The sequence below is a fragment of the Streptomyces sp. YKOK-I1 genome, assembly GCF_054660435.1.
Map to the genome: position 1 here is coordinate 6766863 of NZ_BAAGDR010000001.1, position 23466 is coordinate 6790328.

Genomic DNA, 23466 nt, shown 5'->3' on the forward strand with positions numbered 1-23466 from the left:
CCATGAGCCATCCCGTTGACAGTGCCGTCAGCGCCGTCCGCACGTACATCGAGCAGCACCGCGCCGCCTTCCTCGACGACCTCGCCGAGTGGCTGCGCATCCCCTCGGTGTCCGCGCAGCCCGACCACGCCCCCGACGTACGACGCAGCGCGGACTGGCTCGCCGCGAAGTTGACGGAGACCGGCTTCCCGACCGTCGAGGTCTGGCCGACGCCCGGCGCCCCCGCCGTGTACGCCGAGTGGCCCTCGGACGACCCCGAGGCCCCCACCGTCCTGGTCTACGGCCACCACGACGTGCAGCCCGCCGCCCGTGAGGACGGCTGGGACAGCGACCCGTTCGAGCCCGTCGTCCGCGGAAACCGCCTCTACGCGCGCGGGGCCGCCGACGACAAGGGCCAGGTGTTCTTCCACACCCTCGGCGTGCGCGCCCATCTCGCTGCCACCGGCCGCACCGTGCCGGCCGTCCACCTCAAGCTGCTGATCGAGGGCGAGGAGGAGTCCAGCTCCCCGAACTTCCGCGCCCTCGTCGAGACGCACGCCGAGCGGCTCGCCGCGGACGCCGTGATCGTCTCCGACACCGGCATGTGGTCCGCCGACACCCCCACGGTCTGCACGGGCATGCGCGGCCTCGCCGAGTGCGAGATCCGCCTCTTCGGCCCCGACCAGGACATCCACTCGGGCTCCTTCGGCGGCGCCGTCCCCAACCCGGCCACCGAGGCCGCCCGCCTCGTCGCCGCCCTCCACGACGAGCACGCGCGGGTGGCCGTCCCCGGCTTCTACGACGGCATCGTCGAGCTCACCGACCGCGAACGCGACCTCTTCGCCGAGCTGCCCTTCGACGAGCAGCAGTGGCTGCGCACCGCCAAGTCGCACGCCGCCCACGGCGAGGCCGGGCACACCACGCTGGAGCGCGTCTGGGCCCGCCCGACCGCCGAGGTCAACGGCATCGGAGGCGGCTACCAGGGCCCCGGCAGCAAGACGATCGTCCCGTCCTCCGCCTTCGTGAAGCTGTCCTTCCGGCTGGTCGCGGGCCAGGACCCCGACCAGATCGAGAAGGCCGTCCGCGCCTGGGCCGACGAGCGGATCCCCGCCGGGATCCGCCACGAGATCGCGTTCAGCCCCGCCACGCGCCCGTGTCTGACCCCGCTCGACCACCCCGCCCTGCAGTCCGTGGTCCGCGCCATGGGCCGCGCCTTCGAAGGGCCCGTCCGCTTCACCCGCGAGGGCGGCTCCGGACCCGCCGCCGACCTCCAGGAGGTCCTCGGCGCCCCCGTGCTCTTCCTCGGCATCTCCGTCCCTTCGGACGGCTGGCACGCGCCGAACGAGAAGGTCGAGCTGGACCTTCTCCTCAAGGGCGTCGAGACCACCGCGTACCTCTGGGGCGACCTGGCCGGGAACTGGCGCCGTGCGCCCTGACGGCCCCGCTCGGCCCGGAGCGGGTTTGCGCGCGGCGCACACGGGAAAGGCCGCATCGCGGCGCCGCACCGGACCCGACAGCCCCCACCCGCACGTTCCGCTGAACCGCCCGCCGAATCAACCGTTCCACCGGGGGAGTTGGAAGCACCCGTGACCACCTGGACCGACCAGAACGCCGACAGGCCCATCTCGCTCACCGCGCCGAGCGGCATCGACCGGGCCGCCCATCACCGGCTCGACGAGGCCTGGCTCGCCGCCGCGTGGAGCCACCCCACGACGCGCTGTTTCGTGGTCTCAGGCGGTCAGGTCCTCATCGACGAGACGCCGGACGGCCGGACCGAGCTCGTCATGACGCCGTCCTTCGAGGCCCCTCTCACCGAGGCGCACCGCTACTTCCTGGGCACCGACGAGGAGGGCGTCAGCTACTTCGCCCTCCAGAAGGACGCCCTGCCCGGCCGGATCGACCAGTCCGCCCGCCCGGCCGGACTGCGTGAGGCCGGGCTGCTGCTGTCGCCCCGGGACGTGGGCCTGATGGTGCACGCCGTCGGTCTGGAGAACTGGCAGCGCACCCACCGCTTCTGCTCCCGCTGCGGTGAGCGCACGGTCATCGCCGCGGCCGGACACATCCGCCGCTGCCCCGCCTGCGGCGCCGAGCACTACCCGCGCACCGACCCCGCGGTGATCATGGCCGTCACCGACGAGGACGACCGCATCCTCCTCGGCCGACAGGTCCACTGGCCCGAGGGCCGCTTCTCGACGCTGGCCGGCTTCGTCGAGCCCGGTGAGTCCATCGAGCAGGCGGTGCGCCGCGAGGTGTTCGAGGAGGCCGGCATCAGCGTCGGCCAGGTCGACTACATCGCCAGCCAGCCCTGGCCGTTCCCGTCCAGTCTGATGCTGGGCTTCATGGCCCGCGCCACCTCCACCGCGATCGACGTCGACGGCGACGAGATCCACGAGGCCCGGTGGTTCTCCCGCGACGAGCTGAGCGCGGCCTTCGAGGCGGGCGAGGTCCTGCCCCCGTACGGCATCTCCATCGCGGCCCGTCTGATCGAGCTCTGGTACGGCAAGCCGCTGCCGACGCGCAGCTTCGTCTGATCGACAGCAGGAGGGGGCGTCCCGGCCGGGACGCCCCCTCCTGCTGTTCGCCTGCGCGCTTACGCGCTGATCTTCTGCTTCACCTGCGCCGAGGAAGCCCAGCGAGCAGGGGAAGCCACGGTGGTTCCGGCGTCCGCCTGATGAGAGAGCCAGCGCCTTTGTCCTCCTGCTGGGGGCCGCTCACACGGCCCACCGTCGCTGGCTGCTTGCGCGCTTCGTCTTCAGTCAGCCCTTCGCGGCCTGCCAACGATCCTGTTGACCGTCTGCTCTGGAGCCTTCCCGCCGTAGCCGAGTTCCCTGGCGATCGTCCCGTTCGACGGGGACATGCTCTCGCTCGTTTCGTAGTCTGCGTACAACGCCATCGCGACGCCGACCAACTTCTCTGCGGGCTTCATGACAGAGCGCACCAGCGCACGACGCCACACGTGTTCCCGTATCTCGATTTCCCTTCTCCGGCGACAGCTTCCGCCCCACCCACATCACGGGGACCCGCAACGTACCGGGCGTAGAAGGGAAAAACGCAGGTCACCGCGTGTGAGGCGCCTGTCAAAATGCGGCCGCACACGGACCCATCCCCGCTACGCTGGCGCGATGAGCAACCCCGACAGCGCACCTGACTACGACCTTGCGTTCGCCCTTCAGGTCACCGGCTTCGAGCTGGCCACCGAACCACCGGCCCCGGACACCCCTCTCGCGCGCATCCTCGCGTACGCGGCCGAGCACGGGTACGAGTCTTTGACCGATGAGCACTTCGACCTGGCCAAGCTGGGGCTGCTGTGACCCTCGCCGCGGCGTTGTGCCTGGTGAGACGGAGGGTGTTGCTGTCACCCGTGAGAACGGCCCCCGCTTCGGATGGGGGCCGTTCTGCTTTGCTGCCGAGGCTTCCGTGGCGCTGGCCCAGAGCAATCCTGAAACCGTGGCGCAGTCTTGGCCGGTAAGACTCGGCGGTCGGGCAAGACCCCTCCAGGGGGCATCCCCCCACCCCCTTCGCCGTTGCCATGGGGTCGGCCGTTCGACGAGGAATAGTCAACATCTGTGGATCAAGATCTCTCGGTGTGTTTGTCGCATGAGTGATCTGGTGGTCAGAGGTCGTCCGTGTTGGCGTGGGAGATGGCGGCTTCAGCGAACAGTCGGCGATAGAAGGGGCCGAGGCCGTCGGGGATGGCCAGGGACTGGAATGCCTCCTCCGCCGGCAGAAGACGGCGGTGGGCCATCTCGAATCGTGGGTCCCACGGAGCCAGACGCACCTGTGCTCGCCACATCGACCGGACCAGCACCAGCCCTTCCTCCGGGCCTCGCACGCAGACGCCCCGGCTGAACCCGAGAAGTCGGCAGTCCATCACCTCGGCGCAGGCTTCCTCACTGACCTCGCGGCGCATCGTGTCGATCCACTGCTCATGCCGCTCGGGGCGACCGCCGGGCAGGCCCCATCGCTGTCCGTCCGGGCTGACCACGACGATCCGATCCCCGGCGACGCACACCGCCTCCGCGCCGTGTGGCGTACCCGGCGGCGGGTCAGGGGGTGGATACCACGCAACGCGCCATTCCTGACCGTTGATGAATGCGGTGAAGTAGGCGCCATTCCGGGCAATGTCGTTCATGGTTCCCTTCCAGCGATCGGTTCAAGCGGCTGTGGGGACGAGGACCTCGTCGGGCCGTTCAACAAGGTGGCCACGTTCGAAGCGGGCTCCGGCACGGACCAGGGCGACGAGGTGGGGTGCATTCACGGCCCGCCAGCGGGCCTGGACGGACTCGACGAGCTTGAACACCATGGCGAGGGCTGCCGCGCGGGAGCCGGCACTTTGGTGACCTTGGTACGCAGGCGGACGGTCGCGAAGGTGGACTCGATGGGGTTCGTGGTGCGCAGGTGGATCCAGTGCTCGGCGGGGAAGTCGTAGAACGCCAGCAGTTCGTCCTCGTCGTCGGTGATCTTCTTTACGGCCTTGGGGAACGTCGCACCGTACTGCTTGGCGAACACCTTGATGGCCTGGGCCGCGTGGTCGCGGTCCTCGGCGTTGTAGATGTCCTGGAGGGCCTTCTTCGCCGCAGGCTGGGCCGATTTCGGAAGGCTGTCCAACACGTTCGCGGTCTTGTGAACCCAGCACCTCTGATGGCGAGTCGAGGGGAACGCCTCGCTGACCGCGTTCCAGAACCCGAGAGCGCCGCCGCCCACCGCGAGGACGGGCGCGTGCATTCCGCGTCGTGCAGCATCGCGCAGCAGGTTCGCCCAGGACTCGGACGATTCGCGGTAGCCGTCGGCCATGGCGATGAGCTCCTTGGTGCCGTCCGCGCGCACGCCCATCAGCACCAGGACCGCGGCCTTGGCCTGCTCCAGGCGGATCTTCAGATGGATGCCGTCGGCCCAGACGTAGACGTAATCGCTGGTCGAAAGGTCACGCTCGTTGAAGGCCGTGTGGTCGGCCTGCCACTGCGCGGTCAGGCGGGTGACCGTGCCCGGGGACAGGCCCGCCGAGGAGCCGAGGAACTGCTCGAGTGCGGGCACGAAGTCGCCGGACGACGGGCCGTGGAGGTAGAGCAGCGGCAGGACCTCGCTCACCTTGGGAGACTTCCGTGCCCAGGGCGGCAGGATCGCCGAGGAGAACCTCTTGCGCTCACCTGTGGCATCGTCGATTCGCTTGTCGTTGACGCGCGGTGCTTTTGACCTCGATCGGCCCGGCGGCGATGGTGACCTTACGTGGCTGAGCACGGGCGTGCCTTCCCGGCCGGCGCTGCGAACGCCGGTCTACTCGGAGACCATCAGTCGATCACTCGGGAAGGTACGCCTTTCGCATCCCAACCCGAGCCCGATCCACAGGTCTTGAGCATTGCTCACCATGGTCGACACGCTTCGAGAGCGGGGCATCGGGTTCAAGGTGCTCACGGGTGCGCTGGCCAACATCGACCCCGGTACGGCCGACGGTCGTCTTATGCTTCAGGTGGTCGGGGCCATGGCGGAGTTTGAGCGCAGCCTCATCAAGGAGCGCACCCGTGCAGGACTGGACGCGGCCAAGGCGCTGGGGATCTCCCGTGCCACTCTGTACCGCCACCTCGGCGAGAGCGCCTGAGGCAGGCGTACACAGGTGCATCCCGAATCAGGAAAGGCAGCGACGGCCCGCCGCCGGTGTCCGCTGCTCGCGCTCTCTGAGGCTTTCGCGACCGGCCCAGCTCCGGACTGCGGTGGTCGCGAGCCGTGTCAGACCTGCGTGCAACACTGCGGTCCATGCCTCTCGCTGATCTCACTCTCGACCAGTGGCGGTCCTTCGAACTGCCTACCGCACGCCGTGTCGCCGAGGAGGCCGCCGGCACGGTGGACGGCCGGGTGACCCTCATCGAGACCACGGAGCATCTCGGTGCCCCGCTGCATCGCGTCCGGATCGAGCGGAACGAGCAGGAATTCGCTCTGATACCCGGAGGGCTGGTGTCCCTCGGCTTCGACCTGGACAGCTGGCAACCGACCCCGCAGCAGACTGCCGACTACGCCGAGAGCCTGGAACAGGGCTTCGGCTACGGACCCGACCTGCGGGCCCATCTCGCGCAGGTGCTCAGCCCCCGCCGGAGCGTCGTCTTGGCCACTGTGCTCATGGCTGTGGAGGACGAGAACCTGACCGAGTTGCCTGCTGACATGCCGGCTGTTCTCGCGGCTCGTGGCCTGCGGATGCCGAGCCCCGACGAGTGGGAGCACGCTTGTGGAGCTGGGGCGGAAACTCTGTTTCGGTGGGGGAACGACTGCCCCCTCGACCGCATCCCCTACGGGGACCGCACAGGCCCGCAGAACCAGCTGAGCGCCTTCGGCCTGCGCATCGCCTACGACACCTACCGTACGGAGCTGACGAGCGAAGCCATTGCGGTCCACGGCGGAGACGGTGGCGAGTCGGTGTGCGGCGGCTACGGCCACATGCTTGCGTGGCTGCCCCTGGCCACCGCCCATCGCAACCCCTTCATGGTCGAGTTCGTGTATGGCCCGGACGGTGAAGACCTTTGTGAGGACTTCTCCACGCGGCCTGTGCTCACGCTCTGAACCTGCGGTTTTGGTAGTACGCGCTGAGAGCTTCTGTTGGGCACACAAAACCCCCGATCAGCGTCAGGCTGGTCGGGGGTTGCGCATCGCAAGGGTCAGGCGCCCAGCGCCTGCTTCACCTGGGCAAGGCTCGGGTTCGTCATGACGACCTCAGCGCCACCGTTGGAGGGAAGTACCTGAACAGTCGGCACCGTCTGGTTTCCGCCATTCGCCTTCTCCACGAACGCCGCGGACTCCGGGTCCTGCTCGATGTTGATCTCGGTGTACGCGATGCCCTCGCGCTCCAGCTGCTTCTTCAGCCGCTGGCAGTAACCGCACCACGTGGTGCTGTACATCGTCACAGTGCCCAGCATGTCTCTCGTGCTCCTTCGGCGGGTGGGGGACGGCGGTCGTAAGGGAGGAACGTACTTGAAAGCGCCACCATTCCCGCACCCCTCCCGCAGCCCTTCCCGCCGCGCACCACCTGGGCGTGACGTCCACCGCATTAGTACGACTGCGAGGCCCCGCCTGTGGACAACCGGCTCGCCCGTCTCCGCCGACCTGGCAGCATGGCGGTGTGACAGCAGCAACGCACTCCCCCCTCTTCCCGCGGGTCCCCGACTCGGCCGACGCGGTGCTCGAAGGGCTCGACCCCGAGCAGCGCGAGGTGGCCACCTCCCTGCACGGGCCGGTGTGCGTGCTGGCCGGAGCGGGCACCGGCAAGACCCGGGCGATCACCCACCGCATCGCCTACGGCGTCCGCGCCGGCATCCTCCAGCCCTCCAGCGTGCTCGCCGTCACCTTCACCAACCGTGCCGCCGGCGAGATGCGCGGCCGGCTCCGCCAGCTCGGCGCCCAGGGTGTCCAGGCCCGCACCTTCCACTCCGCCGCCCTGCGTCAGCTCCAGTACTTCTGGCCGAAAGCGATCGGTGGCTCGCTGCCCCGGCTCGTCGACCGCAAGATCCAGCTCGTCGCCGACGCGGCCGCCGCCTGCCGACTCCGCCTCGACCGCGGCGAGCTGCGGGACGCCACCGCGGAGATCGAGTGGTCCAAGGTCACCCAGACCGTCCCCGCCGACTACGCCCTCGCCGCCGCCAAGGCCGGCCGCGAGGCCCCCCGCGACCCCGCCGAGATCGCCCAGCTCTACGCCGCCTACGAGGACCTCAAGCGCGACCGCGGAGTCATCGACTTCGAGGACGTCCTGCTGCTCACCGTCGCCGTCCTCCAGGACCGGCACGACATCGCCGAGCAGGTCCGCGCCCAGTACCAGCACTTCGTCGTCGACGAGTACCAGGACGTCAGCCCCCTCCAGCAGCGTCTGCTCGAGCTGTGGCTCGGTGACCGGGACGACCTCTGCGTCGTCGGCGACGCCAGCCAGACGATCTACTCCTTCACCGGCGCCACCCCCGACCATCTCCTCGACTTCCGCACGCGACACCCCGGTGCCACCGTCGTCAAGCTGGTCCGCGACTACCGCTCCACCCCCCAGGTCGTCCACCTCGCCAACGGCCTGCTCTCCCAGGCCCGCGGCCGCGCCGCCGACCACCGGCTGGAACTGATCTCCCAGCGCGCCCCCGGACCCGAACCCGTCTACAGCGAGTACACCGACGAGCCCGCCGAGGCCGAGGGCGCCGCCCGCCGCATCCGGGACCTCCTCGCCGCCGGAGTCCCGGCCGCCGAGATCGCCGTCCTGTTCCGCACCAACGCCCAGTCCGAGACGTACGAACAGGCCCTCGCCGACCTCGGTGTCCCCTACCAACTGCGCGGCGCCGAGCGCTTCTTCGACCGGCCCGAGGTGCGCAAGGCAGGGGTCGCCCTGCGCGGAGCGGCCCGCTTCGGACGCAACGACACCCTCCTGGAGGACACCGTCGACCTGCCCTCGCAGGTGCGTGCCGTCCTCTCCGGCGAAGGCTGGACCCCACAGCCCCCCGCAGGCTCCGGGGCCGTCAGAGAGCGCTGGGAGTCGCTGGCCGCGCTGGTCAACCTCGCCCAGGACTTCGAGGCCGCCCGGCCCGGCGCCACCCTCGCCGACCTGGTCGCCGAACTCGACGAGCGGGCGGGCGCCCAGCACGCCCCGACCGTCCAGGGCGTCACCCTCGCCTCCCTGCACTCGGCCAAGGGCCTGGAGTGGGACGTCGTCTTCCTGGTCGGCGTCGCCGAGGGCATGATGCCGATCACCTACGCCCGGACCGACGAGCAGATCGAGGAGGAGCGCCGCCTCCTCTACGTCGGCGTCACCCGTGCCCGTCAGCGCCTGCACGTGTCCTGGGCGCTCTCCCGCTCACCGGGCGGTCGGCCCAGCCGCCGCCCGAGCCGCTTCCTCGACGGACTGCGCCCCGGCTCCGGCGCGGGAGCCGCCAGGGCCGGCGGCGCCTCGGGCGGCATCGAGCGCGGCTTCGGCACCGTCGGCGCGGGCCCGGCGGCGGCGCCCCGCCGGGCCCGGCGCACCCCCGCCCGCTGCCGGGTCTGCGGGCGGACCCTCACCGACGCCGGCGAGATGAAGCTGATGCGCTGCGAGGGCTGCCCCTCCGACATGGACGAGGGGGTCTACGAGCGGTTGCGGGAGTGGCGCGCGCGTCAGGCCAGCCGAGGCGGGCAGCCCGCGTTCTGCGTCTTCACCGACAAGACGCTGATGGCCATCGCCGAGGCCGTTCCCGGCGAGGCGGGCGAGCTCGCGCGGATCCCCGGGGTCGGCGTCCGCAAGCTCAACCGCTACGGGGCCGATGTGCTGGCCATCTGCGCAGGCCAACCCCTTGAGGACGACGAGGGAGCGGACTGGCGCGGAGACGATGCGAACTCGTCGAAAAAATAGTTTGCGCATGCCCCAGCAATCCCCATAGGTTCTTAGACACGGAAGCGGCGGCCTTCTCCGAGGCCCTGATTCCGTGCTCTACTTACATATCCGTTGGACTGGGCTCGCGCCTGGTCCCCCGAGACGCCGAGAGGAGGCGATTCCAGTGATCATCATCAACAGCAGCTCTGTCAGCACTGCCAAACTGACCGATCGCTCGGTCGTCTCCACGTGCATGCTCGGCGCCTCGACCCTGGGCACCGGTCTGTCCGGTATTCGTGCCGGCCGGCCGGTCTCCTCCTCCGTTGCTCCCGCGGGCCTTCCCGTCCGTGAGCGCAATGAGCGACCGACCGAGGCACTGGAAGCAGTAAAGGGACAGGCACATGCCTATGCCTTTGCGGCGACCGGTGCCGGATTCCGGAAGCAGACGACGCAGCACGACCTGATGTGGGCCTTCCGTGGGCCAGAACCCTGGAGTGATCCAGCCTGATCGTCGATCAGGCCGGCGCCTTCAGGGCCGCGGAACCCCAACCGGGATCCGCGGCCCTTCTGTTTGTCCCCGTACCGGGGACGGGCGGGCGAAGGGGCCTCGGGACCAGAAACGCCGACACCCGGCCCAACAGGGCCGGACCGACAGACGAGGAAGACGAAACCGTGCAACTCGAAGCGCACGCCACGTCCGTACCGCCTTCCGAAACGATCTCCCCGCCCGGCCTCACGGAGGACTCCACCTTGACCCCGCTCACCGCGCTCACCGCGCTCGACGACGCCATCGAGAACCTCGGCGTACCCGTCCCCTGCCGCTCCTACGACCCGGAGGTCTTCTTCGCCGAGTCGCCGGCCGATGTCGAGTACGCCAAGTCCCTCTGCCGCACCTGCCCGCTGATCGAGGCCTGCCTCGCCGGCGCCAAGGAGCGGCGTGAGCCCTGGGGCGTCTGGGGTGGCGAGCTGTTCGTGCAGGGTGTCGTCGTCGCCCGGAAGCGGCCGCGTGGTCGCCCGCGCAAGAACCCGGTCACGGCATGAACACCGCAGGAACGATCGACCGCCCCCTCACGCAAGACCCCCAGAAGCAGGCCCCGATGAAGCCGTTCACCAGCGAGCCCGAAGGCTCCGCGACCGAAGACGTCACCACCACCGGCGCGATCGACTCGCGTCAGAACAGGACCCGAGAGATGCAACTCATCCCAGAAGCCCTGGCCCGTGCGCATATGCACGAGCGACTGCACGAGGCCGAGCGTGACCGCCTGGCCGTGCGCCTGGCGGCCGCCCGCCGGATGCAGCGCAGGGCCGAGCGCGCCTCGCTGCGTGCCCGCCGGGCGCTCGCCATCGCCGTGATGCAGTAACCCCGGTAGTCCCACCACCGGAAGCGGTGGCCTCCCTGCACAGGAGGCGCACACTGTCCCCGCGGGGGCCGGTCCGTCCGAACGGACCGGCCCCCGCGGTGCGTTGCCGGGGACCGTCAGGCCTCCGCCACCGACTCCTGTATTCCGAGCTGCTCCAGGTCCTCCTCCGGGACGAACCCCGGCAGCCACTCCTCCAGTTCGTCCCGCAGCCGCACCGTCGCGCCGAGCTGGCACAGCACACCGATCGTGCTCAGGGTCACCCGATGGATCAGCAGATAGGCCGGCGGCAGGTTGAGCTGCTTGCCCAACTGGTGGGCGGGGGAGCGGGGGTCGGCGATCCGGGCCGCCTGGCTGCGCATCCAGCCGCGGGTGAAGGTGAACTCCTCCGCGTTGGCCGGCTCGATGATCGGCAGCAGATAGTCGAGGACCGCGTCGGGGTCCAGCTCGATGGACTCCTTGACGAAGCCCTCCGTGCACAGGAGTTCGTAGACCGCGTCCGCCTCGCCGTCCAGGGTCATCCGCAGGGACTCCCCGATCGGTTCCGGCAGACCGCCCGAGAGCCGGTCGACCGTGCCGAAGTCCAGGACACCGAGCCGCCAGTCCTCCTCGCCGTCCGGCCCGCCGGGCAGCAGACGGAAGTTGCCCGGGTGCGGATCGGCGTGCAGCAGACCGGTGCGGGCCGGGCCGGAGAACAGGAAGCGGGACAGCAGCTGTCCGGCGCGGTCGCGCTGCTCCTGGGTCCCCCCGGTGATCACCTCGGACAACGGGATGCCGTCGATCCACTCGGTGACGAGGACCTGCTCGCACTGGTGCACCACCGCCGGGACCACGACGTCCGGATCGCCGGCGAACTCCTCCGCGTGGGCCTGCTGGGCCTGCGCCTCCAAGGCGTAGTCCAGCTCCTCGGAGACCCGGTCACGGAGCTCGGAGATCAGCGGCTTGACGTCCATGCCGGGGATCAGCGGCCCCAGCAGCCGGGCGAAACGGCTGAGTTGGTTGAGATCGGAGAGCAGGGCCTCGCCCGCTCCCGGGTACTGCACCTTGACCGCGACCGCCCGCCCGTCGTGCCATACCGCGCGGTGGACCTGGCCGATCGAGGCCGCGGCGGCGGGCTTGTCGTCGAACTCCACGAACAGGTCCGGCCAGTCCGCGCCGAGCCGCTTCGCGAGCACGGAGTGCACCGTGCGGGTCGGCATCGGCGGCGCCGCGTCCTGGAGCTTCGTCAGCGCCGCGCGGTAGGGACCGGCGACCTCCTCGGGCAGGGCCGACTCGAACACGGACAGGGCCTGCCCGAACTTCATCGCCCCGCCCTTGAGCTCACCCAGCACCTTGAAGAGCTGCTCCGCCGTCCGCTGTTGCAGTTCACGGCCGACGATCTCCGCGGACTCGCCGACGATCCGCTTGCCCAGGCCCCAGGTCGCCCGTCCGGCGAAGCCGAGCGGCAGCGCGGCGAGCTTGGCGGTCCGGGTGACCGCCTTCCGGGGAAGATCAGACATGCGCCCTCCAAGTCCCAGCCTGCCGCGCGGCCACTGTCGTACGGCGTAACTCCGTCGATTGCCGTTGCCCTGCCATTGTCGCGTGTGATCCCCCGTCTTCGGGTGTGTGTTCCCCCTTACCTTTCTCCGCGCCCTCCCCGGACCCGCCCGCCCCGGACGCGCCGCACGGACACGCGGAGTGCGGCCACACCGGCCGGGCGTGCCACTGCAGGGTGGGGAGGGAGACCTCCCAGCGGGCTCCCGCGCTGGAGGGGAGGCGGCCGTCGAGGAAGGTGAGCGCGTGGGCGGCCGCCAGACCCGCGACCGCCGTGGCCAGGGTCAGATCGCAGGCCTGCGCGGGGCGCCGCCGCCCCGACTGCCACTGCGCGACCAGCCGCGGCCAGGTCTCGTCCCGGTCGGTGCGCGTCCGCTGGAGACAGCCGGCGCAGCCCGTCTCACCGGGCAGGACGAGCGGCCCCACCACGCCCGTCGCCTCCACCACCCCCGCGTACAGATGAGGGGTGCCCGAGGCGAGCAGGGGATCGGCCGCGGACGGGGGCGGCGCGTGCACGCGCACGTCGTCCCGGGCGGCGATGATCACCAGGGCGAGGCCGGGGCCTCCCGCCCCGGACGGCGACCGGGGCCTTCCGCGCGACGGGCGGTCCGGGGCGGCCGCGCGCACGGCACGGCGGGCGGCCTCGTCCCGGCGCTCGCCGACCGACTCGGCGGACAGTCCGCCCGGCGCCACGTCCCCCGGCTCCACCAGACCGCCGTCCCGCACCTCCACCTCGCCGACCCCCGCGCCCGACAGCAGCGCCGCCAGCACCGCGCCGACCCGGCCCGCGCCGCGCACCTGCACCCGCAGCCGGCGCCGGGCCGCGAGCCGGCCGAGCGCCTCGCCCGGGGCCGACGTGGTCAGCGACAGCGAGGCGAGGTCCGGCCGCAGCCGGTCCAGCACCTCCTGCCGCTCGCGCAGGGCCGCCGCGTCCGGCCCGCCCCCGCGCGTGTCGTCGAGGAGTCCCGCCCGGCCCAGCCGCTCCACCAGCCGGTCCACATGGCCGTCCGGCAGATCCATGCGGCGCCCCTCCTCGCGCAGCAGATCGAGGCCCCGGGTGCCGTCCAGCAGGTCGAGGAAACCGCCCGTCGCCGTGTCCACCGGCCCGAGGGTCAGCGCGTGCGCCGGTGTCATCCCGAACTGCACGGTGTTGAGGTCCCGCCAGCCGCGCCGCAGCGCGGGCTTCACCATCGGATGCATCAAAGGCCCCCGTATGCCTGTGTGTAGCCGCATATGTCCATGTGTTGGGAGAAGCTCCCCGTGCGTCGGCGGAGCGGGGGCATGGGGGTCTCCTCGCTCCGCCGACGAGTGCCAGCATGCCCGGCCCCGCCGAACCGTGCCGAAAGTTGTCCACAGGCACCGGAATTCGTCGTACAAATCCGTCGTATGACTTAAAACGGGGGTGCGGGATCGGAACCCGACCGTCCCGGAGTCGGGACTTCCCCCAGGTGCAGCGGGTAACGTCGGGGCGTGCCCGCCGACCCCCTGCACCGCGCCGGAACGCCACAGCGGAAGCCGACGAGCCAGCCCGCGAACGGATCGGGGGCGAGCGCGATCGAGGTCCGCAGAAGTGCCCGCCGACGCCGCACGGTCTCCGCCTATCGCGAGGGCGATCGCACCATCGTGCTCATCCCCGCCCGGATGTCCGAGGCCGAGGAACAGCGCTGGGTGGGCGTCATGCTGGACAAGCTCGCCGCGCAGGAGAGCAAGCGGGTGCCCGGCGACGCCGAACTGGCGGAGCGCGCCGAGCGGCTGTCGGCCCAGTGCTTCGGCGGCCGGGCCCGGCCCACCTCGGTGCGCTGGGTCACCAACCAGAACACCCGCTGGGGCTCGTGCACCCCGGCGGAGGGCAGCATCCGGCTGTCGCACCGCCTCCAGGGCATGCCCGACTACGTCGTCGACTACGTCCTCGCCCATGAACTCGCCCACCTGCTGGTGCCCGGCCACGGCCCCGACTTCTGGCGGCTGCTCGAGGCCTACCCGCGCACCGAGCGGGCCCGCGGCTACCTGGAGGGCGTGGTCGCCGCGGAACGGCTGCCGCATCTGCCCGGCGCGCGCGAGGAGTGACCCCGACGGCGCGGAGCGTGCCCGCGCCCGGTATCGGTCGGCGCGGGTTGTGTACCGGGTCTGTACCGACATCGTGCGTTGTCGGAGTTTGCCGTTAGCCTGACGCGACGCACTCGCAATCGGGATGGGGGACGGTCGTTACGCATGCCCAGGGAATTCCAACGCGGCCACAAGGCCAGGATCAGTGACCTCACCGCGGGCACCGATCTGTACGTAGGCGTGCAGATCACCGCCCCCGGCCTGACCTTCGACATCAGCTGCTTCGGTCTCGACGCCGACGAACGGCTCTCCGACGACAGGTACTTCGTCTTCTTCAACCAGCCGAAGTCCCCCGAGGAGTCGATCCAGCTCCTGGGCGCCCAGGCCGGCGACACGGAGTCCTTCCGCATCACGCTGGACCGGATCCCGCCGCAGATCCAGAAGCTGTCCTTCACGGCGACCGTCGACGGCGCCGGACAGATGTCGCAGATCAACCCCGGCTACCTCCGTATCGTCGCCGGCGGCGAGGAGGTGGCCCGGTACGCCTTCAACGGCTCGGAGTTCACCAGCGAGCGCGCCGTGATGCTGGGCGACTTCTACCTGAAGGACGTCTGGCGGTTCGCGGCCGTCGGACAGGGCTTCGACGGCGGTCTGGAGGCGCTGCTGAGGAACTTCGGCGGCGAGGTCGCGGAGGAGGAGGCGCCCGCGCCCGCCGCCCCCCAGCCGCAGCCCGGTGCCGCCCCCGGGTTCGCCCCGCCCACGTTCGCCGCGCCCAGCGCGCCTGCTCCCGCTCCCGCGCCGGCGCCCGCCCCGCAGGGCTTCACACCGCCGCCCGCCCCGGCGCCCGCGCCCCCGGTGCACGCCGCGCCGACCATCATCGCGCCCATGACCCCGCCCGGCGGCGTGCCGGTCCCGCCGCCCGGCCCGGTGCCCGCGCCCTACGGTCAGCCGCCCCAGCAGCAGCCGTACGGCCAGCCCGGCGCCCCGACCGCCCCGCCGCCGCCCGGCTACGGCCAGCCGCCCCACGCGCCGCAGGCCCCGATGCCTCCCCAGGCCCCGATGCCGCCCGGCTACGGCCAGCAGCAGCCCCCGTTCGGGCAGGTCCCCGGCCAGCAGGCGTACGGCGTGCCGCAGGGCGCGCCCCAGGGCGGCGCCGGAGTGGCCGCGGCGCTCCAGCAGTTCAAGGAGACCCCCACCGGGCAGCGCTGGACGCAGCAGAACAAGAAGCTGATCCGCGTCGACCTCGGCATGGGCGGCCAGCCCGTGCTCGCCCGCCAGGGCAGCATGGTGCTCTACCAGGGCAAGGTCGACTTCAGCTACAAGGGCGCCGGATTCGCCGGCCGGATCGTGGGCAACGCGACCGGCCAGGAGATGCAGCTGATGCGCTGCACCGGCCAGGGCCAGGTGTTCCTCGCCGACAACGCCACGATGCTGCACCCCATCGAGCTCCAGGGCGACGGCATCTGCGTCTCCGCCGAGAACGTCCTCGCCTTCGACGAGAGCCTCCAGTACGAGGTCCGCCGGATCGAGGGCCACGGCATCCCCGGCGGCGCGCTGTTCACCATGCAGTTCACGGGCACCGGCACGATCGTCGTCAAGACGCACGGCACGCCCGTCGTCCTGCCGGTCACCCCGACCACGTTCGCCGACTGCAACGCCGTCGTCGCCTGGTCGTCCGCCGCCCAGGTGGTCGTCTCCAGCCAGGTGCGGATGCGCCGCAACGCCTACCCCGGCGACACCGGGGAGAGCGTCAACCTCCAGTTCCGGGGCGCGCCCGGCAACTTCATCGTCGTCCAGCCGTACGAGGTCTGAGGGAGCCCGTCATGAACCAGCCGCTCGCGGGCTATGCCCCCGCACCCGTCACCGCCCGTATGGAGAACCACGGCAACCACATGCTGAAGGTCGCCATGCAGACCGGCAACGACCTCCTCGCGCGCGTGGGCTCGATGGTCGCCTACGAGGGCTTCGTCCAGTACGAGCCCAACCCGCCGGCCGTGCGCCAGATCGCCCGCGACTGGATGACCGGCGAGGGCGCACCCCTGATGAAGTGCTCCGGCGACGGACTGCTCTACCTCGCCGACTACGGCGCCAACGTGGTCGTGATCAACCTCAACGGCGACGGCATCTCGGTCAACGCCACCAACCTGCTCGCCTTCGACGCGCACCTCACCTGGGGCGTGGAGCGGGTGAAGGGTCTGGCGAAGTTCGCCGGACAGGGCCTGTGGAACACCAAGATCTCCGGTCAGGGCTGGGTCGCGCTCACCTCCCGGGGCAAGCCGATCGTCGTCGACTGCGGCGGCGGCGAGGACGAGACCTACGTCGACCCGGACGCGCTCGTCGCCTGGTCGCCGAACCTCAAGGTCAAGGGCAAGCGCAGCTTCAAGGCGCAGTCCCTCATCGGCCGCGGCAGCGGCGAGGCCTACCAGATGGCCTTCTCCGGCCAGGGCATCGTCGTCGTCCAGCCCAGCGAGGACAGCACCGACCGCCTCCGGTTCCGGGGCTGAGGGGGAGCCAGAAAGCCATGCAGAGCTCACTTTTCGCACACAACGACTCACAGACCCAGGAACGCTGGAGCCTGCAGAACAAGCAGATGCTCCGGATCGTCCTGGAGGGCCACGACGACATCCTGGCCCGCAAGGGCACGATGGTCGCCTACCAGGGGCTCGTCGAGTTCGACGCCGAGTACCAGAGCAACCAGCAGGGACGCGCGCGTGCGCGTACGGGCGAGGGGCTGGACCTCATGCGCTGCCATGGGCAGGGCACGGTCTACCTCGCCAACCTCGCCCAGTACATCCACCTCGTGGACGTCGAGCAGGACGGGCTGACCGTCGACAGCAGCTATGTCCTCGCCATGGACTCCTCGCTGCACCACGAGGTCATCGCCGTCGACAGCCTCTACGGCATCTCCGGCTCCGGGAAGTACCAGCTCAACATCACCGGCCGCGGCCGGGTCGCCCTGATGACCTCGGGCGCGCCGCTGATGATGCAGGTCACGCCCGACCGGTACGTCAACTGCGACGCCGACGCCATCGTGGCCTGGTCGACCGGGCTGCGCGTGCAGATGCAGGCCCAGACGCACTCCTCCGGGGTGTGGCGCCGGCGCGGCAACACCGGTGAGGGCTGGGAGCTCAGCTTCATGGGCACCGGGTTCGCGCTGGTGCAGCCCAGCGAGCTGCTGCCGCCGCAGAACGCCCAGATCGGCTCCGGCCTCGCCGCGCAGTACGGCATGGGCCAGCACGGGGCCCGGTCGCAGAACCAGGGCAACGCCTGGAGCTGACCGAGCGGTGACGAGCGGTGACGAGAGGTAAGGGGCGCCCGCCCTTGTGGGTGCCCCTTACCCCGTCACAGCCTGGCGAGGGTCGCCGACAGCAGTCGTACGACCGAGTCGTCGGCCACCTCGGCGACCTCGTCGTAGGCGAACCAGCGCAGGTCCAGGGACTCGTCGCTGATCGCCTCCACGGACCCGGCCGGAGCCAGTGCCGCGTACTGGACGTCCAGATGCCAGGCGCACGGTGTCTCATGCCGGTCCAGGCGCACGGGACCGCCCGGCAGCAGGCCCAGCCCCTCGATGCCGGACTCCTCCGTGCCCTCGCGCAGGGCCGCCGCCGCCAGCGTCGCGTCGCCCGGCTCGCAGTGGCCGCCCATCTGCAGCCACATCCGCAGCTTCTTGTGCAGGGTGAGCAGCACCCGCGCGCGTGAGGGGTCGATCACCAGCGCGCTCGCCGTGATGTGCCCCTCGCCGCACGCCTTCCACATGGCGTCCGGATGGGCCGCCAGATGGTCCAGGTAGGTCTGGCGCAGCTCCGGCTGGTCCTCGTAGCCCTTGAGTACGAGGACCGCGTCGTCGTACAGGCTCACTCGGTGTCGTCGCCCTCGGAGTCGTCCTTCTTCAGGTTCGGCTTCTCGTCGGGGCCGACGGCGCCGCCCACCTCGCCGAGCATCTTCTCCAGCTCGGAGAAGTCCAGCTGCTCGCGGTGCACGAAGCCGTCCGGGTCGTCCAGGTCGGAGGCCGTCGGCAGCATGTCGGGGTGCGCCCACAGGGCGTCACGGCCGTCCACCCCGCGTGCGTCCGTCAGGGAGGCCCACAGCCGGGAGGCGTCCCGCAGCCGGCGCGGGCGCAGCTCCAGGCCGATCAGCGTGGCGAACGTCTGCTCCGCCGGACCGCCCGTGGCGCGTCGGCGGCGCAGGGTCTCGCGCAGCGCGTCCGCCGACGACAGCCGGGGCTTCGCCGCCGCGTGCACCACCGCGTCGACCCAGCCCTCGACGAGCGCCAGGGCCGTCTCCAGACGGGCCAGGGCGGCCTTCTGCGCCGGGGTGTCCTCGGGCTGGAACATGCCCTGCTGGAGTGCGTCCTGAAGCTGCTCGGGGTTCTGCGGGTCGAACTGGCCGACCACGTCCTCCAGCTTCGCGGTGTCCACCTTGATCCCGCGCGCGTAGCCCTCGACCGCGCCGAACAGATGCGAGCGCAGCCACGGCACATGCGCGAAGAGGCGCTGGTGGGCGGCCTCGCGCAGCGCGAGGTAGAGCCGGACCTCCTCCTGGGGGATGCCCAGGTCCTTGCCGAACGACTCGATGTTCAGCGGCAGCAGCGCGGCCCGGCCCGCCGGGCCGAGCGGCAGCCCGATGTCGGTCGAGCCGACCACCTCGCCCGCCAGGACGCCGACGGCCTGCCCGATCTGCGAGCCGAACATCGCCCCGCCCATCGAGCGCATCATGCCGATCAGCGGGCCGGCCATGGCCTGCATCTCCTCCGGCAGGACATCGCCCATGGCCGCGCCGACGCGCTCGGCGACCGGGTCGACGAGTTCCTTCCACGCGGGAAGGGTCGCCTCGACCCACTCCGCGCGCGACCACGCCACGGCCGAGCCGGCGCCGGACGGCAGCGAGGTCACGTCGTCCAGCCACAGGTCGGCGAGACGGACGGCCTCCTCCACGGCGGTGCGCTCGGAGGGGCCGACGCTCGCGTCCTTCACGCCGTCCGACGTGCCCTGGGAGACCGTCTGGCGGGCGATCTGCTTGGCCATGTCCCAGTTCACCGGCCCGCCCTCGTACGAGAGCATCTGGCCGAGCTGCTGGAACGCCGCACCCAGGTCGTTGGGGTTCAGTGAACCGAACATGGCCGCGAGCGGGTTGTCCGCGCCGGGGCCGCCAAAGCCTCCGGCGCCGGGCAGCCCGCCGAAACCGAACGGGTTGGCCTGTCCCTGACCACCACCGCTCTGCTGGTCCTTCTTCTTGCCCTCGTCGCCGTCTTCCGGCTCCTCCGGCGGAAGGCCGAATCCGAATGGGGTGTCACTCACGGGGTTCCTCGGCTGGTTAGGCCACCGGGTTCTCACCCGGCGGCGCGGTTGCCCTGCAACACCACCCAGCGTAGACACCCCGGGGCTCGATCGGGCCTCGGTGCTTCGCCGACTCCTGGCCTGCGGCAGGATGGATGCCACCTGGTACGTACGCGTCAGTCGCGCCCGTATGCCAAGACAACCGCTGGAGACACCTGGTGAGTTCCCCAGATCCGCAGGTTCGCGCAGCGCGAAACCACTCCGCCCCGGGTGGTTCGCGCGGGCCCGTCGTCGCCGTGACCGGCGCAGCCACCGGGGTCGGCGCGCTGCTCACCGAGCGGCTCGCCGCGTCCGACGAGATCAGGCAGGTCGTCGCCATCGACGAGCGACGGGGCGAGTGCGACGCGGCGCAGTGGCACATCCTCGACGTCCGTGACCCGGCGATCGCCGACAAGCTGCGCGGCGTCGACGTCGTCGTCCACCTTGCGCTCGATCTCGACCTGGGGAGTGACGCCGCCGCCCGGACGGCCTACAACGTCCGCGGTACGCAGACCGTGCTGACGGCCTCCGCGGCGGCCGGTGTGCGCCGCGTGGTGCTGTGCACCTCCTCGATGGTCTACGGGGCGCTGGAGGACAACGAGCTGCCGCTCTCGGAGGACGCGGAGCTGCGGGCGACCGCGGAGGCGACGGGCGTCGGGGACCTGCTGGAAATCGAACGGCTGGCACGGCGGGCGCCGCGCGCGCATCCCGGGCTGAATGTCACCGTGGTCCGCCCCGCCGTGCTGGTGGGAGGCACGGACACGGCACTGACCAGGTACTTCGAGTCGCCCCGGCTGCTGGTCGTGGCCGGGTCCCGGCCGGCCTGGCAGTTCTGCCACGTCGAGGATCTGTGCGGCGCCCTGGAGTACGCCGTACTGGAGAAGGTCGACGGCGAGCTGGCCGTCGGCTGTGACGGGTGGCTGGAGCAGGAGGAGGTCGAGGAGCTCAGCGGGATCCGGCGGATGGAGCTGCCGTCGGCGGTCGCGCTGGGCGCGGCGGCCCGGCTGCACCGGATCGGGCTGACGCCGTCCCCGGCGGGCGACCTGGCGTACACGATGTACCCGTGGGTGGTGAGCGGGTCGCGGCTGCACGACGCGGGGTGGCGGGCGCAGTGGACCAACGAGGAGGTGCTCGCCGAGCTGCTGGAGGAGGTGGCTGGGCGGCACACCGTGGCCGGGCGGCGCCTCGGGCGCAAGGACGCGACGGCGGCGGGGGCCGCGGGGGCGACGGTCGCGCTGCTCGGCGCTGCCGCTGTGGTGCGGCGGGCCCGCAAGGCGCGGCGCCGTTAGGGGCGCGCCCTGAACCAGGGGGCTCCGCCCCCTGGACCCCCGTCGGCCCCGAACGGGCCCCGTCCTCGAGCGCCGGACGGGCTGGCTGGTCCCCACCGGTGCCTCGTGAGGCACGATGGAGGCATGGCATCCACCAACGACCATCCCGGTGAGCGGGCGGCCGAGGACCCCGTCAAGCTGATCGGCATCAGGGACACCGCTCTCTCCCTCGACGAGGTCTTCCGGGCCGTCGGGGACGACGCGGCCGGGGGGACCGCGCTCTTCGTGGGGACCGTCCGCAATCACGACGGGGGCGCCGACGTCGACACGCTCGGTTACTCCTGCCATCCGACCGCCGAGGCGGAGATCCGGCGGGTCGCGGAGAAGGTCGTCGCCGAGTTCCCGGTGCGGGCGCTCGCGGCCGTGCACCGGGTCGGGGACCTCGCCGTCGGTGATCTCGCGGTGGTCGTCGCCGTGTCGTGTCCGCATCGGGGCGAGGCCTTCGAGGCCTGCCGGAAGCTGATCGACGATCTCAAGCACGAGGTGCCGATCTGGAAGCACCAGAAGTTCTCCGACGGTACCGAGGAGTGGGTCGGGGCCTGCTGAGCGGCCCGCCCCGCCTCCGGTTGCGTAACCCCACCCCTGCCGTGAGCGTTGTCAGTGCGGATGGTTAATCTGCTGATCAGTCAGTTGCGGTAATGGGGTTGGGAGGTCGGCATGGCGGTGCTCGCCTGGTTGCTGATTCCGCTTGTGGCTGCGATCGGTGCCGGACTGTGGGGGAGCTGGGCCAACCGCACCCGCAAGGCGCGCGGCGACGGTCCGGAGCTCGACGGGTACGCGCGGTTCCGTGCCGCCATGGAGAAGTCGGCCGCCGTGCCGAGGTCGTCCTCCGGGGGCTGAGGGCGGCCGAGGGGGGCCGCTGACCCGGGTGGTGGCCCTGACGGTGCGCTGACAGACGCGTCCCGTACTGTCGAGGCATGCCACGCCGCACCGCGACGATGCTCGCCTCCACCCTGATGCTGATCGCGCTCCTGTGCGCGGGGGTGCTCATCCCCGTGCCGTACTCGGAGATGTCCCCGGGGCCGACGGTGAACACGCTCGGTGAGCACGACGGTGAGCCGGTGCTGCAGATCGCGGGGCACAAGACGTACGCGACGAGCGGCCATCTGAACATGACCACCGTGCGGGTCACCAGCGCCGACTACCGGATGAACCTCGTCGAGGCGGTCTACGGCTGGCTGGCGCACGACAACAAGGTCGTGCCGCACGACACGCTCTACCCGGACGGCAAGACCGAGGAGCAGTCCACCCAGGAGAACGCCGAGGAGTTCAGTCAGTCCCAGGAGAGCGCCAAGGTCGCCGCCCTGAAGGAACTGGACGTCCCGGTGACGTCCTGGGTGATCGTCTCGACGGTGGTCAAGGACTCCCCGGCCGAGGGCAGGCTGCACGCCGGGGACGTGATCAAGGCCGTGGACGGCACCGCGGTGAAGGAGCCGGCCGATGTCGCGAAGCTGGTGACCAAGCACAAGCCCGGCCAGGACGTCGTCTTCACGATCATCCCGGCGAAGGAGCAGGCCGCCGCCGAGAAGGCGAACAGGACGGCGACGAAGACGCAGGACGTGACCATCACGACCGCCACCTCCGACGATGTCGGCGAGAAGCGGGCGATCGTCGGGATCTCGGCCGGGACCGATCACACGTTCCCGTTCTCGATCGACATCAAGCTCGCCGACGTGGGCGGGCCCAGCGCCGGACTGATGTTCGCCCTCGGGATCTACGACAAGCTGACGCCCGGCAGCCTCACCGGCGGCAAGTTCGTCGCCGGCACCGGCACCATCGACGACGAGGGCAAGGTCGGGCCGATCGGCGGCATCGAGATGAAGACCGTGGGCGCGCGCAGCCAGGGGGCCCAGTACTTCCTGACGCCGGCCGACAACTGCGCGGCCGCCGCCAAGGACACCCCCTCGGGACTCAGGCTCGTCAAGGTCGACACCATCGACGACGCCCTCTCCGCCCTCAAGGACATCCGCAGCGGCGACACCGCCGATCTGCCGAAGTGCACCAAGTAGCGCCGCGGACGGCTACTCCTCGAAGGTCGCCGACAGCGCCTCCGCCAGGCCGGGGACCAGGCTCCCGCCGGTGAGCACCTCCGTCGGCGTGTCCTTCTCGCGCAGCCGCAGCGCCGACTCACGGGTGCCGTCGCGCAGCACCGCGACCGTCATCCGGACCTCCTGGCGGTCCGGGTGCTCGGCCACCCACTTCGCCAGCTTCCCCTCGCTCAGGCCCTGCGGGACCTGGGCCTCGGCGGACGGCGGCAGCATCAGCCGCTCCACGGTCAGGGCGCAGCCGGCCACCGCGTCGGGCCAGGCGATCGTGGCCAGGAACTCGTCGAGTGCCTTGTCCGTTGGCACTTCGTCCTGCTCGATCGGGGTGAGAGCCGTGGTCTCGGGCTCGTCCGTCAGGCCGAGCTGGGCGGCGAGCGAGGGTTCCTGAGCCCGCAGTCGTGCGGTGTCTACGAGGGCGAAGAGGCGGGCGGGCTGGTCCCAGCCGAGGCCGGAGGCGTACTCGTCGATCTCGAGTACGGCCCGGGTGAGCGGGTTCGCCGCCATGGGAGTGTTGGACATGGTCACAATCCTCTCTCGTTCTCGGGCGGAATCGGGAACCGA

At 71.1% G+C, this 23466-nt stretch carries 25 protein-coding genes and 1 pseudogene; 17 read left to right on the forward strand and 9 right to left on the reverse strand.

What is annotated here, in order from left to right; genetic code table 11:
* Positions 1-2 precede the first annotated feature (2 nt).
* Positions 3-1415, forward strand: coding sequence for a dipeptidase (locus ACYQ8Q_RS30255; RefSeq protein WP_460069246.1), 1413 nt, complete (start codon positions 3-5; stop codon positions 1413-1415).
* A 150-nt stretch (positions 1416-1565) separates the two neighbouring features.
* Entirely contained in the window at positions 1566-2510 is a 945-nt protein-coding gene (gene nudC, locus ACYQ8Q_RS30260; RefSeq protein WP_460069247.1) for an NAD(+) diphosphatase, read from the forward strand.
* Between the two features lie 221 nt (positions 2511-2731).
* On the opposite strand, the gene ACYQ8Q_RS30265 is transcribed toward nudC, so the two are convergent.
* Positions 2732-2905 carry a hypothetical protein gene (locus tag ACYQ8Q_RS30265; RefSeq protein WP_460069249.1) on the reverse strand — a complete coding sequence of 58 codons (174 nt, stop codon included), beginning with the start codon at positions 2903-2905 and terminating at the stop codon, positions 2732-2734.
* Positions 2906-3101: 196 nt separating this feature from the next.
* Here ACYQ8Q_RS30265 and ACYQ8Q_RS30270 point away from each other — a divergent pair, with 196 nt between their 5' ends.
* On the forward strand, positions 3102-3290 hold the full coding sequence (locus tag ACYQ8Q_RS30270; RefSeq protein ID WP_460069251.1) for a hypothetical protein: 189 nt from the start codon (positions 3102-3104) through the stop codon (positions 3288-3290).
* Positions 3291-3592: 302 nt separating this feature from the next.
* Here ACYQ8Q_RS30270 and ACYQ8Q_RS30275 read toward each other — a convergent pair whose 3' ends face one another.
* Both ACYQ8Q_RS30275 and ACYQ8Q_RS30280 read right to left on the reverse strand, forming a co-directional pair.
* Positions 3593-4111, reverse strand: coding sequence for an NUDIX domain-containing protein (locus tag ACYQ8Q_RS30275; protein ID WP_460069254.1), 519 nt, complete (start codon positions 4109-4111; stop codon positions 3593-3595).
* A gap of 21 nt (positions 4112-4132) precedes the next feature.
* Positions 4133-5200: pseudogene (locus tag ACYQ8Q_RS30280) on the reverse strand (IS256 family transposase); the annotation flags it as partial.
* A 144-nt stretch (positions 5201-5344) separates the two neighbouring features.
* Between ACYQ8Q_RS30280 and ACYQ8Q_RS30285 the strand changes: the two are divergent.
* Both ACYQ8Q_RS30285 and ACYQ8Q_RS30290 read left to right on the forward strand, forming a co-directional pair.
* Positions 5345-5575 (forward strand): recombinase family protein, encoded by a 231-nt coding sequence (locus ACYQ8Q_RS30285; RefSeq protein WP_460069257.1) that lies wholly within the window; start codon positions 5345-5347, stop codon positions 5573-5575.
* A gap of 155 nt (positions 5576-5730) precedes the next feature.
* On the forward strand, positions 5731-6528 hold the full coding sequence (locus tag ACYQ8Q_RS30290) for a hypothetical protein (RefSeq protein ID WP_460069259.1): 798 nt from the start codon (positions 5731-5733) through the stop codon (positions 6526-6528).
* 95 nt (positions 6529-6623) lie between these two features.
* On the opposite strand, the gene ACYQ8Q_RS30295 is transcribed toward ACYQ8Q_RS30290, so the two are convergent.
* Positions 6624-6881 carry a mycoredoxin gene (locus tag ACYQ8Q_RS30295; protein ID WP_460069262.1) on the reverse strand — a complete coding sequence of 86 codons (258 nt, stop codon included), beginning with the start codon at positions 6879-6881 and terminating at the stop codon, positions 6624-6626.
* 203 nt (positions 6882-7084) lie between these two features.
* On the opposite strand from ACYQ8Q_RS30295, the gene ACYQ8Q_RS30300 reads away from it, so the two are divergent.
* From ACYQ8Q_RS30300 to ACYQ8Q_RS30315, 4 genes are all read left to right on the forward strand, one after another.
* Positions 7085-9319 carry an ATP-dependent DNA helicase UvrD2 gene (locus ACYQ8Q_RS30300; RefSeq protein WP_460069263.1) on the forward strand — a complete coding sequence of 745 codons (2235 nt, stop codon included), beginning with the start codon at positions 7085-7087 and terminating at the stop codon, positions 9317-9319.
* Between the two features lie 145 nt (positions 9320-9464).
* Positions 9465-9788, forward strand: coding sequence for a hypothetical protein (locus tag ACYQ8Q_RS30305; RefSeq protein WP_460069265.1), 324 nt, complete (start codon positions 9465-9467; stop codon positions 9786-9788).
* A gap of 164 nt (positions 9789-9952) precedes the next feature.
* Entirely contained in the window at positions 9953-10321 is a 369-nt protein-coding gene (locus ACYQ8Q_RS30310) for a WhiB family transcriptional regulator (protein WP_055638270.1), read from the forward strand.
* Complete coding sequence (locus ACYQ8Q_RS30315; protein WP_460069266.1) at positions 10318-10641, forward strand: hypothetical protein; 324 nt, start codon at positions 10318-10320, stop codon at positions 10639-10641. The genes ACYQ8Q_RS30310 and ACYQ8Q_RS30315 overlap by 4 nt, the downstream gene beginning before the upstream one ends.
* A gap of 116 nt (positions 10642-10757) precedes the next feature.
* On the opposite strand, the gene ACYQ8Q_RS30320 is transcribed toward ACYQ8Q_RS30315, so the two are convergent.
* Together ACYQ8Q_RS30320 and ACYQ8Q_RS30325 are read right to left on the reverse strand one after the other, a co-directional pair.
* Positions 10758-12137: an ABC1 kinase family protein gene (locus tag ACYQ8Q_RS30320; protein ID WP_460069268.1), complete on the reverse strand. Its 1380-nt coding sequence runs from the start codon at positions 12135-12137 to the stop codon at positions 10758-10760.
* On the reverse strand, positions 12130-13371 hold the full coding sequence (locus tag ACYQ8Q_RS30325; RefSeq protein ID WP_460069271.1) for a TOMM precursor leader peptide-binding protein: 1242 nt from the start codon (positions 13369-13371) through the stop codon (positions 12130-12132). Before ACYQ8Q_RS30325 ends, ACYQ8Q_RS30320 begins: the two co-directional genes overlap by 8 nt.
* Before the next feature lie 270 nt (positions 13372-13641).
* Here ACYQ8Q_RS30325 and ACYQ8Q_RS30330 point away from each other — a divergent pair, with 270 nt between their 5' ends.
* From ACYQ8Q_RS30330 to ACYQ8Q_RS30345, 4 genes are all read left to right on the forward strand, one after another.
* Positions 13642-14238 (forward strand): M48 metallopeptidase family protein, encoded by a 597-nt coding sequence (locus tag ACYQ8Q_RS30330; RefSeq protein ID WP_460069273.1) that lies wholly within the window; start codon positions 13642-13644, stop codon positions 14236-14238.
* Positions 14239-14382: 144 nt separating this feature from the next.
* Positions 14383-16029 (forward strand): TerD family protein, encoded by a 1647-nt coding sequence (locus tag ACYQ8Q_RS30335; RefSeq protein WP_460069275.1) that lies wholly within the window; start codon positions 14383-14385, stop codon positions 16027-16029.
* A gap of 11 nt (positions 16030-16040) precedes the next feature.
* Positions 16041-16721: an AIM24 family protein gene (locus tag ACYQ8Q_RS30340; protein WP_340376314.1), complete on the forward strand. Its 681-nt coding sequence runs from the start codon at positions 16041-16043 to the stop codon at positions 16719-16721.
* Positions 16722-16738: 17 nt separating this feature from the next.
* A complete protein-coding gene (locus ACYQ8Q_RS30345) occupies positions 16739-17494 on the forward strand; it encodes an AIM24 family protein (RefSeq protein WP_460069277.1) in 756 nt (251 codons plus the stop codon).
* 65 nt (positions 17495-17559) lie between these two features.
* Here ACYQ8Q_RS30345 and ACYQ8Q_RS30350 read toward each other — a convergent pair whose 3' ends face one another.
* A complete protein-coding gene (locus ACYQ8Q_RS30350) occupies positions 17560-18075 on the reverse strand; it encodes an NUDIX hydrolase (RefSeq protein WP_460069279.1) in 516 nt (171 codons plus the stop codon).
* Entirely contained in the window at positions 18072-19514 is a 1443-nt protein-coding gene (locus tag ACYQ8Q_RS30355) for a zinc-dependent metalloprotease (protein ID WP_460069281.1), read from the reverse strand. Before ACYQ8Q_RS30355 ends, ACYQ8Q_RS30350 begins: the two co-directional genes overlap by 4 nt.
* A gap of 197 nt (positions 19515-19711) precedes the next feature.
* Between ACYQ8Q_RS30355 and ACYQ8Q_RS30360 the strand changes: the two genes are divergently transcribed.
* The 4 genes from ACYQ8Q_RS30360 to ACYQ8Q_RS30375 all read left to right on the forward strand — a co-directional run bounded on the left by ACYQ8Q_RS30360 (position 19712) and on the right by ACYQ8Q_RS30375 (position 22869).
* Positions 19712-20821, forward strand: a complete 1110-nt coding sequence (locus ACYQ8Q_RS30360) for an SDR family oxidoreductase (protein ID WP_460069283.1) — start codon at positions 19712-19714, stop codon at positions 20819-20821.
* 123 nt (positions 20822-20944) lie between these two features.
* Positions 20945-21406 carry a molybdenum cofactor biosynthesis protein MoaE gene (locus ACYQ8Q_RS30365; RefSeq protein WP_460069285.1) on the forward strand — a complete coding sequence of 154 codons (462 nt, stop codon included), beginning with the start codon at positions 20945-20947 and terminating at the stop codon, positions 21404-21406.
* A gap of 111 nt (positions 21407-21517) precedes the next feature.
* Positions 21518-21700, forward strand: coding sequence for a hypothetical protein (locus ACYQ8Q_RS30370; protein WP_055631568.1), 183 nt, complete (start codon positions 21518-21520; stop codon positions 21698-21700).
* A 77-nt stretch (positions 21701-21777) separates the two neighbouring features.
* Entirely contained in the window at positions 21778-22869 is a 1092-nt protein-coding gene (locus ACYQ8Q_RS30375; RefSeq protein ID WP_460069287.1) for a YlbL family protein, read from the forward strand.
* A gap of 12 nt (positions 22870-22881) precedes the next feature.
* Here the strand turns inward: ACYQ8Q_RS30375 and ACYQ8Q_RS30380 are convergent, their stop codons facing one another.
* On the reverse strand, positions 22882-23424 hold the full coding sequence (locus ACYQ8Q_RS30380; protein WP_460069289.1) for a PPA1309 family protein: 543 nt from the start codon (positions 23422-23424) through the stop codon (positions 22882-22884).
* Positions 23425-23466: the final 42 nt, after the last annotated feature.

Excerpts from the sequence above, each read along its gene's own strand:
- ACYQ8Q_RS30255 (WP_460069246.1), top strand. The coding sequence starts at position 3 with ATGAGCCATCCCGTTGACAGTGCCGTCAGCGCCGTCCGCACGTACATC.
- ACYQ8Q_RS30265 (WP_460069249.1), bottom strand. The coding sequence starts at position 2,905 with ATGAAGCCCGCAGAGAAGTTGGTCGGCGTCGCGATGGCGTTGTACGCA.
- ACYQ8Q_RS30270 (WP_460069251.1), top strand. The coding sequence starts at position 3,102 with ATGAGCAACCCCGACAGCGCACCTGACTACGACCTTGCGTTCGCCCTT.
- ACYQ8Q_RS30275 (WP_460069254.1), bottom strand. The coding sequence starts at position 4,111 with ATGAACGACATTGCCCGGAATGGCGCCTACTTCACCGCATTCATCAAC.
- ACYQ8Q_RS30285 (WP_460069257.1), top strand. The coding sequence starts at position 5,345 with ATGGTCGACACGCTTCGAGAGCGGGGCATCGGGTTCAAGGTGCTCACG.
- ACYQ8Q_RS30290 (WP_460069259.1), top strand. The coding sequence starts at position 5,731 with ATGCCTCTCGCTGATCTCACTCTCGACCAGTGGCGGTCCTTCGAACTG.
- ACYQ8Q_RS30295 (WP_460069262.1), bottom strand. The coding sequence starts at position 6,881 with ATGCTGGGCACTGTGACGATGTACAGCACCACGTGGTGCGGTTACTGC.
- ACYQ8Q_RS30315 (WP_460069266.1), top strand. The coding sequence starts at position 10,318 with ATGAACACCGCAGGAACGATCGACCGCCCCCTCACGCAAGACCCCCAG.
- ACYQ8Q_RS30320 (WP_460069268.1), bottom strand. The coding sequence starts at position 12,137 with ATGTCTGATCTTCCCCGGAAGGCGGTCACCCGGACCGCCAAGCTCGCC.
- ACYQ8Q_RS30325 (WP_460069271.1), bottom strand. The coding sequence starts at position 13,371 with ATGCATCCGATGGTGAAGCCCGCGCTGCGGCGCGGCTGGCGGGACCTC.
- ACYQ8Q_RS30335 (WP_460069275.1), top strand. The coding sequence starts at position 14,383 with ATGCCCAGGGAATTCCAACGCGGCCACAAGGCCAGGATCAGTGACCTC.
- ACYQ8Q_RS30340 (WP_340376314.1), top strand. The coding sequence starts at position 16,041 with ATGAACCAGCCGCTCGCGGGCTATGCCCCCGCACCCGTCACCGCCCGT.
- ACYQ8Q_RS30345 (WP_460069277.1), top strand. The coding sequence starts at position 16,739 with ATGCAGAGCTCACTTTTCGCACACAACGACTCACAGACCCAGGAACGC.
- ACYQ8Q_RS30365 (WP_460069285.1), top strand. The coding sequence starts at position 20,945 with ATGGCATCCACCAACGACCATCCCGGTGAGCGGGCGGCCGAGGACCCC.
- ACYQ8Q_RS30370 (WP_055631568.1), top strand. The coding sequence starts at position 21,518 with ATGGCGGTGCTCGCCTGGTTGCTGATTCCGCTTGTGGCTGCGATCGGT.
- ACYQ8Q_RS30375 (WP_460069287.1), top strand. The coding sequence starts at position 21,778 with ATGCCACGCCGCACCGCGACGATGCTCGCCTCCACCCTGATGCTGATC.
- ACYQ8Q_RS30380 (WP_460069289.1), bottom strand. The coding sequence starts at position 23,424 with ATGTCCAACACTCCCATGGCGGCGAACCCGCTCACCCGGGCCGTACTC.